This window comes from Kamptonema sp. PCC 6506, from assembly GCF_000180455.1.
In the GTDB taxonomy this organism is placed as follows: domain Bacteria; phylum Cyanobacteriota; class Cyanobacteriia; order Cyanobacteriales; family Microcoleaceae; genus Kamptonema; species Kamptonema formosum.
Window position 1 is genome coordinate 23,934 of sequence record NZ_CACA01000107.1, and the last position, 15,377, is coordinate 39,310.

13 protein-coding genes and 1 other RNA gene are annotated in these 15,377 nt (G+C 41.6%); 7 read left to right on the forward strand and 7 right to left on the reverse strand.

Going from position 1 to position 15,377, the window contains the following annotated elements:
* The first annotated feature begins 25 nt into the window (after nt 1-25).
* From OSCI_RS06480 to OSCI_RS06505, 7 genes are all read left to right on the forward strand, one after another.
* Nucleotides 26-1,252: a 5-(carboxyamino)imidazole ribonucleotide synthase gene (locus tag OSCI_RS06480; RefSeq protein WP_007354081.1), complete on the forward strand. Its 1,227-nt coding sequence runs from the start codon at nt 26-28 to the stop codon at nt 1,250-1,252.
* A 49-nt stretch (nt 1,253-1,301) separates the two neighbouring features.
* Nucleotides 1,302-1,487, forward strand: a non-coding RNA gene (gene ssrS / locus OSCI_RS27825) — 6S RNA.
* A gap of 111 nt (nt 1,488-1,598) precedes the next feature.
* A complete protein-coding gene (locus OSCI_RS06485; RefSeq protein ID WP_007354082.1) occupies nt 1,599-2,276 on the forward strand; it encodes a response regulator transcription factor in 678 nt (225 codons plus the stop codon).
* Between the two features lie 40 nt (nt 2,277-2,316).
* Complete coding sequence (locus OSCI_RS06490) at nt 2,317-4,146, forward strand: CHASE2 domain-containing protein (RefSeq protein WP_007354083.1); 1,830 nt, start codon at nt 2,317-2,319, stop codon at nt 4,144-4,146.
* A 32-nt stretch (nt 4,147-4,178) separates the two neighbouring features.
* A complete protein-coding gene (locus OSCI_RS06495; protein WP_007354084.1) occupies nt 4,179-4,853 on the forward strand; it encodes a DUF928 domain-containing protein in 675 nt (224 codons plus the stop codon).
* A 13-nt stretch (nt 4,854-4,866) separates the two neighbouring features.
* Nucleotides 4,867-7,713, forward strand: a complete 2,847-nt coding sequence (locus OSCI_RS06500) for a CHAT domain-containing protein (RefSeq protein ID WP_019487069.1) — start codon at nt 4,867-4,869, stop codon at nt 7,711-7,713.
* A gap of 330 nt (nt 7,714-8,043) precedes the next feature.
* Nucleotides 8,044-9,858 (forward strand): calcium-binding protein, encoded by a 1,815-nt coding sequence (locus OSCI_RS06505; RefSeq protein WP_007354086.1) that lies wholly within the window; start codon nt 8,044-8,046, stop codon nt 9,856-9,858.
* Between the two features lie 78 nt (nt 9,859-9,936).
* Here OSCI_RS06505 and OSCI_RS06510 read toward each other — a convergent pair whose 3' ends face one another.
* From OSCI_RS06510 to folK, 7 genes are all read right to left on the reverse strand, one after another.
* Entirely contained in the window at nt 9,937-10,896 is a 960-nt protein-coding gene (locus tag OSCI_RS06510; RefSeq protein WP_007354087.1) for a DMT family transporter, read from the reverse strand.
* A 165-nt stretch (nt 10,897-11,061) separates the two neighbouring features.
* Nucleotides 11,062-12,510: an FAD-binding domain-containing protein gene (locus tag OSCI_RS06515; protein ID WP_007354088.1), complete on the reverse strand. Its 1,449-nt coding sequence runs from the start codon at nt 12,508-12,510 to the stop codon at nt 11,062-11,064.
* A gap of 3 nt (nt 12,511-12,513) precedes the next feature.
* A complete protein-coding gene (locus tag OSCI_RS06520; protein ID WP_007354089.1) occupies nt 12,514-13,356 on the reverse strand; it encodes an ADP-ribosylglycohydrolase family protein in 843 nt (280 codons plus the stop codon).
* A 24-nt stretch (nt 13,357-13,380) separates the two neighbouring features.
* On the reverse strand, nt 13,381-13,929 hold the full coding sequence (locus tag OSCI_RS06525; RefSeq protein ID WP_007354090.1) for an NUDIX hydrolase: 549 nt from the start codon (nt 13,927-13,929) through the stop codon (nt 13,381-13,383).
* A 28-nt stretch (nt 13,930-13,957) separates the two neighbouring features.
* On the reverse strand, nt 13,958-14,386 hold the full coding sequence (locus OSCI_RS06530; protein WP_007354091.1) for a DUF29 family protein: 429 nt from the start codon (nt 14,384-14,386) through the stop codon (nt 13,958-13,960).
* A gap of 28 nt (nt 14,387-14,414) precedes the next feature.
* Entirely contained in the window at nt 14,415-14,834 is a 420-nt protein-coding gene (locus OSCI_RS06535; protein WP_007354092.1) for a DUF29 family protein, read from the reverse strand.
* Between the two features lie 28 nt (nt 14,835-14,862).
* Nucleotides 14,863-15,351: a 2-amino-4-hydroxy-6-hydroxymethyldihydropteridine diphosphokinase gene (folK, locus tag OSCI_RS06540; RefSeq protein ID WP_007354093.1), complete on the reverse strand. Its 489-nt coding sequence runs from the start codon at nt 15,349-15,351 to the stop codon at nt 14,863-14,865.
* Nucleotides 15,352-15,377 lie beyond the last annotated feature (26 nt).

Genomic DNA, 15,377 nt, shown 5'->3' on the forward strand with positions numbered 1-15,377 from the left:
TGGGGCCCTCCAAGGGGGAAGATCGATGAAAGTCAGTCAAATTGCTACTAATCAATCTCAAGAAATCAAGCGGGTAGGTGTCATCGGCGGCGGACAACTAGCATGGATGATGGCAGATGCAGCCGCAAAATTAGGAGTAAAATTACTAATTCAAACACCGAATGCCACCGATCCAGCGGCAACAGTAGCGGCGGATATTGTGTTAGCATCTATTGATGATGCTCTGGCAACTGCCGAGTTAGCAAATCGTGCTGATGCGATTACTTTTGAGAATGAGTTTATTGACTTAGAAGCGTTATCTACCCTGGAAAAGCAAGGGGTAATCTTTCGACCCAGTTTGTCAGCACTAGCACCTTTATTAGATAAGTATCACCAACGTTGTTATCTGCGAGATTTAGGTTTACCAACTCCGAAGTTTTGGGAGGGGGGAATAATAAATAGAGAAAATAGCAATACAAAAGCAGGAGAAAACCAATTACCAATTACCAATTACCAATTACCAATTCCATTTCCAGTGGTTCTCAAAGCTCGTCGTCACGGTTATGATGGTCAAGGTACGTTTATTGTTAAAGATGAAGCGAGTTTAAACTCAATAATGGCTAAGTTAGGAAATCAGCCATTATTACTTGAAGAATTCGTGCCTTTTGAGCGCGAATTAGCGATAATTGCGGCTCGTTCCGTAACTGGGGAAGTGGCAATTTATCCAATAGTTGAAACTCAGCAGGAAAATCAAGTTTGTCGGCGGGTTATTGCTCCCGCTGATGTGAGTTTAGAAGTAGCAAAACAAGCGGAAGCGATCGCACACTCTCTCCTCAATAGTTTACAAGCAGTGGGTATCTTTGGTATTGAATTATTTTTAACTAAGGATGACAAAGTGTTAGTCAATGAAATTGCACCCCGCACTCACAATTCTGGACACTTCACCATCGACGCTTGCGAAACTTCCCAGTTTGAACAACATTTACGAGCAGTTTGTCAACTCCCTTTAGGTAATACTTCCCTTAATTGCGACGGTGCGATTATGGTAAACCTACTGGGGTATGAAAACGCGCAATCTGACTATTTAACCAAGCGAGAAAAACTGGCACAAATTACTGGTGCTTATGTGCATTGGTATGGTAAGAGTGAATCGCGTCCCGGTAGGAAATTGGGTCATGTTACAGTTGTATGGGATGCGCGATCGCATGGGAATCGGCAAGATGAGGCGATGGCGATCGCTCAAACCATTGAATCCATCTGGTATGCAAGTTAAGTTAATTTAAGCTTGCCAAAATCTGATAATTCTGTATAATAAGAATACAGGTTTGCTACGACGTTGGTGACTGCCGATAATGTTTTTTTGATCTATAACTCTAAACATTACGGGAGCCTATTTGTTTCGTCAGCAGTATACCGGGCTTGTACCCGGAAACTTTAAGACTGAGCTGAGGTGCCCACCTGGTTTAACCAGGTCAAAAGCTGAGGTAAGACGGCGTTGTGGTGAACCTTATTTTAACGTCATTCTAACATCATTTTGATAGTTCGATCGCGCCCAATATTGCCTTTATGCAATATCCCTTGAGTGCGATCGCATTTTTGTAGGCGTAACGGTGGGATTAATGAGCCAAGATTTACCAGCACCTACCAAGCTAAAATTTGTTGTAATTGATGACCATGAATTACTCCTAGATGGAACGCTTAACCTGCTAAGACGGCATTATCCACAAAGCGAAATCCTCACAGTACAAACAGCGCAGATGGCTATCGAGCAAGTGGAGAAAGCCAAACCAGACCTTGTGGTTATGGATCTTTCTATTCCAGAAAAAACAGGAGAATCTGCTAAAATTGATACAGGTATTCAACTGCTTAGGATTCTATTCAAGAACTATCCTACCCTCAATCTGATAGTGCAAAGCACCTATATTAAAGCTTTAGTCAGGATTAAACCTAATATTGATGCTCATAAAGGGGGCTTCGCCGTCGCTGATAAAAGTCTTTCTAGTCAGGAAATGTTAAACCGCGTGGATTGGGCACTACAGGGATTGACTCATACTAAAGATATTAAAGCAATACAAAGTGGATTAGAAGTTAAACCAGAATGGCTAACTTTACTGACTTTAGCATTTGAAGAAGGATTGCAAGATAAGGCGATCGCGAAACGAATGTATGTATCTGAACGGATGGTGCGTCACTACTGGACTAAAGTGCAAGACGTTCTGGGAATTTATCCTGAACAAGAGAAGAATATCCGCATTCAAACTGAAATGCGAGCTAGAGAAGAAGGATTAATAGATTAGTCAATTGACAATTAGAAAATGGCAAAAATTTAAAGTTGAAATGGCTAAATGGCTCGTAGATACAGTGCCAGCAATAGTCATAATTCTACTCGTAATTTTAGCTCGATTCAGCGGTTCTCTGCAATATTTAGAATGGCAATTTTTAGATAACTTTCTTCGCCTACGTCCTGAAGAAACCCTTGATGAAAAAATTGTTATTATTGGTATTAATGAAGCAGATATTAAAAGTGCAGGCAACTATCCCCTCCCGGATCGAGAGTTGGCAGAATTGCTGAAAATATTACATACATACCAACCTAGATTAATTGGTATTGATATTATCAGAGATTTACCAGTTGCACCTGGTCATGCTGAATTAGTAGCTACATTTAAGAAAATTAAAAACATAATTGCAATTGAAAAAGTATTGCCAGAGTCAATCGATCCGCCACCAACATTGTCACCTGAACAAATTGGTTTTGCTGATGCGATATTAGATGCAGATAACCATCTTAGGTGTAGCTTACTTTCAACGCCAACTGCGAAGGGTTATAAATTTTCTTTGTCTCTACGTCTAGCAGCAGCTTATTTAGCCAGTGAAGGCATTACCCTAGAAAATGGAATAAAAGATCCAGAATCAATGAGGTTTGGTGATACTGAACTACCTCGCTTTTTACCAAATTCTGGGGGATATGTAAGTGCTGATGCTGGTGGAGTACAAATATTAATCAATTTTCGCAGCGGTCGAGAACGATTTCGGACTTTGACTCTTAATGATATTAAAACAGGCAAATTTAATCCTAATTGGTTGCGCGATCGCATTGCCCTCATTGGCATGACTGCCCCTAGTACCAAAGATATCATCAATACATCTGCTATTCCATCACAAAATCCTGGCTCTGGTCAAGTTTACGGCGTAGAAATTCAAGCTCATGCTATTAGCCAAATCATTAGTGCAGTCAAAGAAAAACGTCCTCTTTTGCAAACATGGTCAGATGCTTGGGAATACTTGTGGATATTTGCATGGGGAACGATCGGGATTAGTTCTAGTTGCTTGATTCAGTCTCCTTTAAAGAATCTTTTGAATATTAGTGCCGCCAGCCTGGTACTAATTGGAGTTAGCTACTTATCTATAATTTGGGGATGGTGGATACCAGTAGTACCAGCCCTATTCGTCTTATTTTTAAATGGTATTGGTCTAGCTGCTTTTTATCAATATGACCGAAATTTGAAGTCACAAATTAAACAGCGTCAACAGATTATAGAACGCACCTTTGATACAATTCACAATGGCCCATTACAAACTCTTGCTCAACTTATGAGAAAAGCAAGAGAACAAAATTTACCATCCAATCAACTGAGATCGGAACTAGAACATCTCAACCAAGAATTACGTGCGGTCTATGAGTTGATGAAGCGGGAAACCTTAATTCAAAGGGAGAGCTTCTATTTAGGACAAGATATAGAAATAGACTTGCAAGCACCAATCCATGAAATCCTCTATGAAGTTTATACTAAAACCTTAGAGCGAAACTTCCCTTGCTTTAAAACTCTTAAGATCAAAGTCCGTACTTTTGACCCCCTCGACGCGGAACACTTAACTATTGAGCAAAAGCGGGGATTGTGTAGATTTTTAGAAGAAGCTTTGTGTAACGTAGGTAAATATGCCACAGGGGTAACTCGCTTGAATGTCACTTGTACTTGTCAACAAGGGTCTCACATACTTAGGATTACAGATAATGGGAAAGGTGTAGACTCTGTATCAGAAGGCAGAGGAACACAGCAATCTAGAGATTTAGCTCGACAATTGAAAGGAAAATTTACGCGATCGCCTTTACCTACTCAAGGTACTCTGTGTGAATTAACTTGGCCTATACCCAAAAAAAGGTGATGAAAATTTTAATAAAAACAGTATCATAAATTATGATAAAAACTTACATCGTTTGCCAGCTAGCTACTATCTGTATCGCTAGCTTGTTCTTAGCATCAACAACCATCGCTCTCGCTGAATATAAGCCTCCTAGCGGTCAGCGTCCGCCAAGTGGTCGGACAACAACTACAGGTGGTAGAGGTGGATGTGAAAGTAACCCAGAAACATCTTTAAAGCTACTAGCTCCTCAAAAGCACGTTGGACAAACCGCTTCTACTCGTCCTACCTTTGCTTGGTTTGTCTTCAACTCCCAACCCTTACCGATGGAATTTAGGCTGTATAAATATGATGCTAACGACGAACCCCAACTGCAACAGCAATTTCAGATGCAAAGTCAGTATGGAATTATGACTCTATCCCTACCTGAAAACAAACCTGGTCTTGACGTAGGTAAGAGGTATTTATGGCAAATAGTAATCTTATGTCAACCCGATCGACCAGCTAATGATTTAGTTACAATGGCAGAAATAGATGTAGTTACAATGCCTGCACAAGTCCGTTTTGTTCGCGATGCTCGTGCCAATGTAGATATTTTGGCGGAAGCAGGTTTATGGTATGACGCACTAGGCGAAGCTCTGCGATTAGGAGAAAAAGATATTATTTATGGATTATTGAAAAATCTTACTTTAGTAGAAATAACAGAACCAGCCAATACATCAATTCCTTAATAAATGGTTCAATATGAAAACTTTACAGCTTGGGTTAAGTGTATTTTTTAGCATTTTCTTGTTGTCTAGCTCAATGTTGGCTACTCCTCAACAATCAGTAATAACTCAAGCTAATACCGATCGCCTCGCAGCAGAGAAAGCTGTGGCAGAAGCAGAGAAACTAACACAGGAAGGACAAGGAACAGCCGTATCGAAACGACTGGCAATTGAGAAATATTTAGAAGCACTTCAAATTTACAAAAACTTACCAGCTAGTGAAGCTTCAGCACGTGAGGTTCGTTTACAGTTAGCGGCAATTCTAAAAAAGATTGGGAGACTTTACCAGTCTTTAGGGGAGGCAGAACAAGCTTTAGTCTACTACAATCAAGCAGTACCAATTTTTGCAGAATTAGGTGAAGTTCTTTTACAGGCTAGAACTTTGCACGATTTAGGAATGCTTTACAACGTATTTGGAGAAAGGCAAAAAGTTTTAGATTATTTAGAGGCAGCACAGCGACTTTATCAGCAAGTAGGGGATACGGCTGGAGTTGGATTAACTTTCTCTAATATGGGCTGGATTCACTATTTCTTTTTAGGTGCTAGACAAAAAGGAATAGAATTATACGAACAGGCGTTAAAGGTTTATCAAAAAGCAGGCGATCGCAGGGGTGAATCTGTCACTTTATCCCTATTAGCTTGGGCTTATTATGGGTTAGGAAATAATGAACAAGCTCTGAATTACTATAAGCAAGCAATAGAAGTTGCAAGGCAAGTCGGCTATAAATCTGGAGAAGCTCGTGCTTCTATCTATATTAGTCAAGTTTATGAAGCTTTGGGCAAAAAACAACAAGCGCTAGATGCACTAATGACAGCGGAAAAGCTTTATCAAGAATTAGGAAATAGTTTGGAGTTAGCTAGAGTTTATCGTCATTTGGGGGAAGTTTATTGGGAATTTGAAGAGCTACAAAAAGCATTAAGATTTTACGAAAAATCAGTGTCGATATATAGAGAGTTGGGGGAACGAATTGATGAAGGTATTGTGCTGTCCGAGATGGGTCGGCTTTACAATTCAATGGACAAGCCTCAACAGGCTTTAGATACTTTAAATCAATCATTATCAGTCACAAAAGCAACGCGCGATCGCTATGGTGAAGCTGATAACCTTTATGAAATTGCTCGAATTGAGGGCGCGCAAAATAATCTTGCAGAATCTTTAATTAAAATGGAAAGTTCTATTAAAATTACTGAGGATTTGCGAACTAGCGTTTCTAGTCAAAATCTCCGCACATCTTTCTTTTCTATGAGGGAAGATAGATACGAATTTTATATCGATCTATTAATGAAATTGCATAAAAATAATCCATCAGCAGGGTATGATGCTAAAGCGCTTCACGCCAGCGAACGTTCCCGCGCTCGCAGTCTTTTAGAATTACTTGCTGAAGCTAAAGCAGATATTCGTAGTAGTGCTAACACAGAGTTGCTGGAACGAGAAAGCGCGATCGGCAAGCAAATTAATGAACTAGAAAAACGTCAAGTTGAACTGTTAGATAGCCAGCCTACGCCCGAACAAATAACCGCTTTAGAAACAGAACTTTTTAAACTTTATCAACAATATGAAGAAATCAAAGCCGAGATTAAAGCTACAAGTCCTAGTTATGCGGCTATTACTCAACCACAACCTCTAACTTTATCAGAAATTCAATCAACTTTACTTGATGAAAATACCATACTTTTAGAATACTCATTGGGAGAAGAACGGAGCTATCTTTGGGCAGTTACAAAAACAAGTATTAACAGTTATGAGTTACCTAAACAGGCAGATATTGAAAAAGCTGTGCAACGTTTTCAGCAAGAAGAATTAGTACCAATCAGAATGCGCCCTGCCCAGGGTGTTTTAGCTGTAGATATTCTCAGTCAAATTTTGCTGAAACCTGTTGCTAAACAACTAGAAAATAAAAGATTAGCGATCGTTGCTGATGGAAGATTACAAACCATACCTTTTAGTGCTTTAGTAATTCCCAGAGAATCTCAAACTCAAAATACTTTTGTGCCATTGATGATGCAGCATGAAATTGTTAATTTACCTTCAGCATCCACATTAGCTGTATTAAGAAATCAAGTCAGAGGGCGGCAACTTGCACCTAAGACTATAGCGGTACTTGCCGATCCGGTATTTGGTAAAAACGATGGACGGCTCGATCGCAATACAGTTAATTCAAATAATGATATCATACCCAATTTAGAAAATCTGCCAATTACACAAGTAGAATTAAAAGATGCTCTCCGAGACGCAGGCATAAAACTAACACGACTTTCAGGAACCCGCATCGAAGCTGAGGCAATTATGGCTTTAGTTCCTGAAGCAGAAAGAATCCAATTTTTAGATTTTCAGGCTAATAAAACCAGTGCAATTAACCCAAATTTAGCTCAATATCGCATTATTCATTTTGCTACGCACGGTATTCTTAATACTGCGCGTCCAGAATTATCAGGAATTGTCATGTCCTTAGTAGATGAACAAGGAATACCGCAGAATGGTTTTTTGCGACTGAGCGATATTTTTAATCTACATTTACCCGCAGAGTTAGTTGTTTTGAGTGCGTGTCAAACAGGTCAAGGTCAGGAAGTTAAAGGTGAAGGAATTATTGGACTAACGCGGGGGTTTATGTATGCAGGTGCGGCGCGAGTGCTGGTGAGTTTGTGGAAGGTTGACGACCAAGCAACAGCAGAGTTAATGAAGCGATTTTATCGGGGAATGTTGCAGGAAAAGTTAACGCCTGCGGCGGCTTTGAGACAAGCACAGGTGGAGATGTCGCAGATACCACAATGGAGTTCACCTTATTATTGGGCGGCTTTTGTACTTCAGGGTGAGTGGCTGTAAGTATATAGTTTTGTGAAGCGATCGCTTCACTTTTCTGAAATCTAAGTTGCAGTTTTCGGTAATGACTGCTTAAGGACATCTATCGTAACTTTAAATAGTAGGAAAGAGAGCTTATACAACTAGCATCTAGTTCCAGATTTCAGCATAGCTGCACGACGGGTGATTCGCGCAGAAACTGTAGCAATATCTTTACTGCTGTAGGTCAGCTTGTCTATTTATAGTTGCCTGCAAATTGATAGACAAATTACTGCAATTTTCAACAGTATCGATGCTGGGTTATGGCAATTGAAACATCATTCTGTTCTAACTTTAATTTTGAGGTCAACTCCAATGGCAAATACTGATACAAAAACTGCTCAACTCGATAAAGATGACATTATTTTTCCAGCTCCCAGTTTCGGCTTCACGCGGGCTGATGAATATGACTTAAATACATCTGCGATCGGGCAACCTGTCACGCTTTCTCTTACGGCTACAGATCCAACGAAATATGACACTTTCCTAGAAGTTATAAATGCCGAGACGGGTCAGATCATTGCTGATTCAGACGATACTGATAATGTCAATTTCAACTCAGTGATTGCACCCGGTCAGCCTAACGACGGTCCTGGTCCTGGTGACAATCCGAGCACTCCTGGTTCTTTCACAATTGCCGGCGGCATTAAGTACAAAGTTCGCGTTACCAGCTATGACCCATTGCCCGCCGAGCCACCTGCTCATCCTTACAATTTACAGGTCAGCATTCCTGTGGGCGATGTTAGTTTAGTTCCGAGAGGTAGCAACTTCAGCGGTACTCCTCTAACGGGAACCCCTGCCGTTACATTAACTGGTAAATTGGAGGGCAGCAAAGACTTTACTTTTCCCGTTCCCACTGACAACACCAAAAGCACACTTGCTGATGAATTTCTAGTAACTACCTCCTTGGTGGGCCAACCTCTCAACATTGCTCTAAGCAGCACCACAGGTGGCTTTGACCCTTATGTGGAAGTCGTCAACGCTGATGATGGCAATGTTCTTGCCGGGGATGATAACGGCGGCGGCGGTTTGAACGCGCAGCTTACTGGAGTCCCGCGCCAAGCAAATACTAACTACAGAATCCGCGTCACTAGCAACACTGCATTCACAGTTCCCTCTGCTGATTACAGCCTACAGGTCAGCGTTCCCCAAGGTACCGTCACGTTGATTCCCCGGAGTGGCGACACCCCCGTTCCCGTACCAACTCCGTCACCAATTCAAGTTCCAACGCCGTCACCAACTCCGACAACGGGAACTCCGTCACCAACTCCGGCACCAATTCCAACTCCGTCACCAATTCCAACCGGAACTCCGTCACCAACTCCAATTCCAACCCCATCACCAACTCCAACGGGAACTCCGACACCAACTCCAACGGGAACTCTCGGTACGCCTGTAGCGATCGCGGCACCTGCAATCAATGCCCCCGCCCCAGGCAATCCTACTGGACAACCAGCAAACACTGTTAACGGTCAGTTTTACAACTTATCAGACAATAGTGACAATATTTTGCTGTCATCACTTCCCCCTGCTGCTGCGGGCAAACAAATATTGGCGCTATCTGGCAGCGACAATATTACCGGGACAGAAGGCATTGATAACATTAACGGAATGCAAGGAGCCGATACAATCGACGGAGGGGCAGGAAGCGACAGTTTGTCCGGTGGTAAAGAGTCGGATCAGATTGACGGCGGTGCTGGCGATGACCAGATATTCGGCAGTAATGACAACGATACTCTCACTGGAGCAGATGGCAATGACAATATCCGGGGCGGTAAAGAAAATGATGTCCTCAATGGCGGTAACGGCGACGACTTGCTGGGTGGCGATCGCGGTCAAGACATCCTCACGGGTGGCAATGGACGCGATACATTTATCTTAGCTGGAGGGCAAGCGGCGGCAGCCCGCTTAGCAGATGCAGATGTGATTGTAGACTTTACTGCTGGGGACAGAATTGGTCTAACTGACGGCAATACATTTGGCAGCCTCACCTTTGAAGCTGTAAGCTTGAATCTGAATGGAGGAGCTGCTGTCAGTGCTACGGCTATTAAACTCGGCACCAACTATTTAGGTATCGTTCAAGGGGCTGCTACAAGCGATTTAACTGCAAATACTTTTGTTGTACTGTAGTTTCTGTAGCTTGGGCTTTGTGAAGCCTAAGTGAATGGAATGGGTGCATCTCACTTAATGACTAAAAACGAAGAAACTCTAATTCTGAACAGGTTCTTCCAATTCGCTTTGTAACATATCGTTAGTTGTTTGACTCATAATCGCTAGATACAATCCTAAAAGCACGATCGTAAAGCCAATCCAACTCGAAAAACCGAGCTTTTCTGAGAAAATAATCCAAGCCAACATCCCTGCAAAAACAGGTTCGAGTAGATGAACTAAAGCGACAACCACTGACGATAAAGTGTCAAGACTAAAGGTTAATAATCCATGCCCTAAACCTTGACAAATGCAGGCTAAAGCGAGAATCATCAACCAAGTATTAAACGAGTGAGGAAAAGCCGGACTTTGAGTTAACAGCAGTACAGGTAAACTTACAAACGCCCCAATACCACAAATCCACATTTGCATCGTCACAGGAGATAGCTGAGTACGAATCTGTTCCATAATCATCAGATATCCTGACAAAAACACCGCCGATAGAAGAGCCGCAAAATCTCCCTGCACCCTAATTGCATCAATTTGCATTTCCTGCCATCCAATCGCTCCCACTCCCACGATTGCAATCATCATACCCAATACAAATTTACGCTCAAATGTCTTGCCTAAAAACCACCATGCTCCCAAGCTGGTGAAAATAGGTGCAAGGTTGTGAAGTAAAGTAGCAATTGCAATACTTGTCTGGGATTGTGCCCAAAAAACCGCAGCAAGAGCTGCCAGCCAGAGGACTCCTGCTATCACTAACATCCCCAGAGTTTTAGCTGTATATAACTCTGATTCCACTGTTTCTTTAGGAGAAAGACGCTGAAATGCAGTAATACCACCATTGCACAAGCCAAATACAATCGCCGATATAAGTAAGCGATTAGAGGCAATGGCGTATGAACTAAGTTCGTAACGGCTAAACTTAACAAAAGTAGCCGCAAGGGAGATAGCAAATACGCCGATTAGCAAGGCAACAAAGGCGATTACAGGTTTATTTGATTCAGTTAACTGCACAATCAGAAAATCTCATTAAAAACGTCAGGATATTAATTCAGAGGCAATCGCTTCAGCAAAGGTAAATTTTTCCTCTACTTTTTGCAACATTCTAGGGATTGGTATCTCTAGCATTACCAATCGAGTTGGCATGAATTTACATATTGTACACCAAAAATCAAGAATTTACTCAACTATTTTTTGTTGCTTATAAAGTTCCTTAAACCTTCGCTGCTGCTGATTATGATCCACAATCGGCTCAGGATAGCCAATGCTGCGCCGCTCTATCGGCGTGATTTTCCCAGCTAGCAAAGAAGCTGTATCTATCCAACGCAATTCTGGAACCCATTTCCGGATATATTCACTTTTTGGATCGAATTTTTGCCCTTGGGTAAATGGATTGAAAATTCGCAGGGGCTTCGGGTCCATGCCACTAGATGCACTCCACTGCCATCCTCCATTATTAGCAGAAAGGTCGCCATCAATTAAGTTCTGCATAAAGTATTTTTCGCCCCACTGCCAGTTAATAATTAAATCTTTGGTCAAGAAACTAGCAACTATCATCCGACAGCGGTTGTGCATCCACCCAGTTTGATTCATTTGACGCATAGCAGCATCAATAATTGGATAGCCTGTTTTCCCTTCACACCAAGCTTGGAAAAGTTCTTGATTGTTATCCCAAGGAAAGTCTTTAAACGCCTCTCGATAAGCACCATTAGCTAATTCTGGGAAGTTATACATGGCGTGTTGATAAAATTCTCGCCAAGCGAGTTCCTGTTGCCAAGTCTGGATATTTATCCGCGCTGCTTCAGTATGGCATTTTTCCATAACTGTAACAGTAGCTTGCCAAACAGTACGGATACCAATTGCTCCAAACTTAAGAGCCGCACTGAGTTGAGATGTGCCGTCAAGCGCCGGAAAGTTGCGCTGTTTATCATAGTCGTAGATGGCACGATCGCAAAAATCATCTAACTTTTCTTGTGCTCCATCTTCCCCTGGTTCTATAATTAAAGGAGCATTCCAAACAAATCCTAATTCTTTCGCACTTGGCAATCTAATTGTACCAGATAACTTAGCTATTTCTTGTTCTTTTGCGGTTAATCCTGTTAACTGTTCCAGAGACATAATCGGCAATGTATCAACAGGTTCTGCTTTGGGTTTGCTAACCCAATTTTTCCAAAATGGAGTATAAACTGTGTACTTTGTACCCATGCCAGTACGAATTTCATCTGGCGCGTGCAGTAGTTGATCCCAAAAGTTTTCAACCTTAATTCCTGCTTGTTTAAGTGCGTTTGAAACAGCATCATCGCGCTCTCTTGAATATGGCTCAACATCTAAATTCCAGAATACAGCCTTTGCCTGCAAAGCTATTGCTAATTTTGGTATTCCTTGGGTAGGTTCAGCTTGAAGTATCAATAATTGACTGCCAGCTTCGAGATAGCGACGTTGAAGTTCCTGCAAGCATCCAATCATGTAAGCTACTCTGGCTGGTGCCACATCATCGCGCTGTAAAATATTGAAATCTAGGCAAAAAATCCCAACTACTTTTTGACTTAAATGACGTGCTGCTGCTAATCCGATATTATCAGAAATTCGCAAGTCACGCCGATGCCAAAATAGAATTAAATCAGACATCCTTTATTGCTCCACTAAACTCATCAATTGCCGCTCTAGTTCGATAATATAATCTTTACCATAGGAGAAATTTTCTAAGTTTTCTATCAGATGTTCGGGAATGTCTTGGGCAATTTCTTGGCTGCATGAACCTGCTGCTAAGGCAATAGCAGCTACAGTATCTACATCTCCAGAAAAGGCAATACAATCTTTAAGGAGTTCGCTCATGCTATCATTTCGCATGACCGCAGTAATCGCGGCTCGGACGCAGATTAAACCTTTTGTTTTAACTTCTCCTTCCCAAGGTTTTGACCATTCACCAGATACGTGAGTTTCCAGAAACTTTCCTAAATCTACCTTTGAACCTAGCCTATAGATAAAGTAATGCGACATTAAAGCTGCGGCTCTAGCTGCATTAATTCCATCTGGAGTATTGTGAGTAATTGCAGCTTGAATGGTTGTAGCTTCGATCACTTTTTCTACAGTAGGAAATATGCCAATGGGAGCGGCCCGCATCGCCGCACCACTTTTATCGCTAGTGGAGTAAATTCTGGCTAAGAAATCCTTTCCGTCTTGAACTTCCAGTAAAAAATTGTAAAATTTACTGGCATAACCCACTCTGCGATCGCGATTAAAAGCGACAATAAATTTACTAGCTAAAACTTCCGGTGTCCAAGGTTCTTTACCGACGATAGTTTCAGCAATTGCTAAACTCATCTGGGTATCATCTGTGTAGCATCCCGGTTGGATATTGTGACGGGGATGCTGTATGTAGCTGCTGAGATTATTGTAGGATTCAATTATCTGCTGGTCAGCAAATTCAAAGCCAGCGCCGTAAGCATCGCCAATCGCTAATTCTAGCAGCATATATTTAATAAAACCTCTAGGTTTTTAGTTCAAAAATGGGCGAGCCAGGAAAAAGCTAGAAATTGATTTAGCATCGACGGGTTCACCTGCTAAAATGGCAGCTTCTAATTCTTGAGGCGTGAATAAAACGACTTCTATATCCTCATCATCATCCTGTTCTGGCGGTTTTTCCAGTAGTTCTAAATCTTGTGCTAAAAAGGCATAAATAATTTCATCTGAATAACCAGGAGCGAGAAAAAATTGCCCTAATTTTTGCCATTTATGAGCGCGATATCCCGTTTCTTCTTCTATTTCGCGCTTGATAGTTTCTGCGGGATCTTCATTAGGTTCAATCGTACCTGCTGGGAATTCTAAAATCCTCCCTTGAGTTGCAAATCGATATTGTCGCAATAAGACAAGTTTGCCTTCAGGGGTGACGGGTACTGCTAAAGCGCCTCCTGGGTGGCGAATACATTCCCATTCGCCTTCGGAACCATTGGGGAGCCGGAGGCGATTGACATCAAAGCTAAATTTGCGACCTTGATAAAATAGCCGTTGTTTGATAATTTGTGGTAGTTCTTCAACAATTTTCATGGAAATTTTTAATGGTGATTGTTTAATTTTAACTCTCTGGTGATATTAAAGCCAAGGCCCGATCGATAATTTCTTCTCGGTTAACCATCGCTGCCAATTCTTCCGGCTCATATTGTCCTTCTCTTACTTCTCCTGACGCATCATCAATTGCTCTTGAGTATGTCACTTCTAGAATTGAGCGTAATTCTAGTATTGGCAGGTAATAACCTGCTGCTTTTGGTCGCTTATTAAGTTCTTGAATTTCCCAAGTACAGTTACGAATCGATCGATCCCAAGAGCGAGTCGTGCGATTTTCAGCTTGTTGCTTTATTAAGTGTAGCAGCAAAATTTTGGCATAGCTACGAATGTTATTAATTATGTCTTTTCTGCTCATCTCTTCGAGTTCATCGACTATGACTAATGCTGCTGGAATATCGCCTTGCAATAGTAGGTCTTTGAGCATTAGCAATTCTTCCATAATTAGTACCTCAAGTATTGGGTAATATCTACGATATTAAAGCCAAGGCTCGATCGATAATTTCTTCTCGGTTGACCATTACTTCCAATTCTTCCGCCTCATATTGTCCTTCTCTTACTTCCAATGATGCAGCATCAATTGCCATTATGTAAGCAACTTCTAAAATAGAGCGCAATTCTTCTGGCATTAAATAATACCCCCCTGCTTTACGACGCTTATTTTTTTCCTGAATTTCGCGAACACTATTGCGAATTGAAATATCCCAAGAGCGCGTAGTACGATGTTCTGCCTGCTGTTTAATTAAGTGTAGCAGCAGAATCTTGGCATAGCTACGAATGTTATTAATTTTGTCGTCTCGGCTCATTTCTTCAAGTTCATCGACTATGACTAATGCCGCTGGAATATCGCCTTGCAACAGTAAGTCTTTGAGCATTAGCAATTCTTCCATAACTAATACCTCAAGTATTGGGTAATATCTACGATATTAATTTTCGTACTTCTGAACAGTCTACACTATTTACCAGTTGTGCGATCGTACTTCCCGTTACTGGATGCACCCAATCGGGAGCAATTTCTGCCAAAGGTACTAATACAAACGCTCTTTCTATCATCCCAGGGTGAGGCAGCACCAGTGGCGGAGTTTCTAGTATTAGATTATCGTATAATAGTAAATCGAGGTCTAGGGTTCTTGGGCCCCATTTTTCGCGGCGTTGACGACCAAATTTAGCTTCAATTTCCAATAGAGTTGCTAGTAATTCTTGCGCTTCTAACTCAACTTCGAGTATTGCACAGGCGTTAATATAATCAGGCTGTGGGGGCCCTACTGCTGCGGTTTGATAGCAGCTTGAGTACGATTTTACGCTAATTCCTGGGGTTTTATCCAGAGTTTTGATGGCTGATTTAATGGTAGCGAGGGAGTCTCCCAGGTTGCTACCGAGTGCGATGGCTGTTTTAATTAATATCATCCTATTTAATAATTACAGTTCTAAGT

What these genes read in the sequence shown, in the direction of transcription:
- OSCI_RS06535 (WP_007354092.1), bottom strand. Translation starts at nt 14,834, where the DNA reads ATGGAAGAATTGCTAATGCTCAAAGACTTACTGTTGCAAGGCGATATT.
- OSCI_RS06500 (WP_019487069.1), top strand. Translation starts at nt 4,867, where the DNA reads ATGAAAACTTTACAGCTTGGGTTAAGTGTATTTTTTAGCATTTTCTTG.
- OSCI_RS06490 (WP_007354083.1), top strand. Translation starts at nt 2,317, where the DNA reads ATGGCTAAATGGCTCGTAGATACAGTGCCAGCAATAGTCATAATTCTA.
- OSCI_RS06525 (WP_007354090.1), bottom strand. Translation starts at nt 13,929, where the DNA reads ATGAAAATTGTTGAAGAACTACCACAAATTATCAAACAACGGCTATTT.
- OSCI_RS06495 (WP_007354084.1), top strand. Translation starts at nt 4,179, where the DNA reads ATGATAAAAACTTACATCGTTTGCCAGCTAGCTACTATCTGTATCGCT.
- OSCI_RS06515 (WP_007354088.1), bottom strand. Translation starts at nt 12,510, where the DNA reads ATGTCTGATTTAATTCTATTTTGGCATCGGCGTGACTTGCGAATTTCT.
- OSCI_RS06530 (WP_007354091.1), bottom strand. Translation starts at nt 14,386, where the DNA reads ATGGAAGAATTGCTAATGCTCAAAGACCTACTATTGCAAGGCGATATT.
- OSCI_RS06485 (WP_007354082.1), top strand. Translation starts at nt 1,599, where the DNA reads ATGAGCCAAGATTTACCAGCACCTACCAAGCTAAAATTTGTTGTAATT.
- OSCI_RS06480 (WP_007354081.1), top strand. Translation starts at nt 26, where the DNA reads ATGAAAGTCAGTCAAATTGCTACTAATCAATCTCAAGAAATCAAGCGG.
- OSCI_RS06505 (WP_007354086.1), top strand. Translation starts at nt 8,044, where the DNA reads ATGGCAAATACTGATACAAAAACTGCTCAACTCGATAAAGATGACATT.
- folK (WP_007354093.1), bottom strand. Translation starts at nt 15,351, where the DNA reads ATGATATTAATTAAAACAGCCATCGCACTCGGTAGCAACCTGGGAGAC.
- OSCI_RS06520 (WP_007354089.1), bottom strand. Translation starts at nt 13,356, where the DNA reads ATGCTGCTAGAATTAGCGATTGGCGATGCTTACGGCGCTGGCTTTGAA.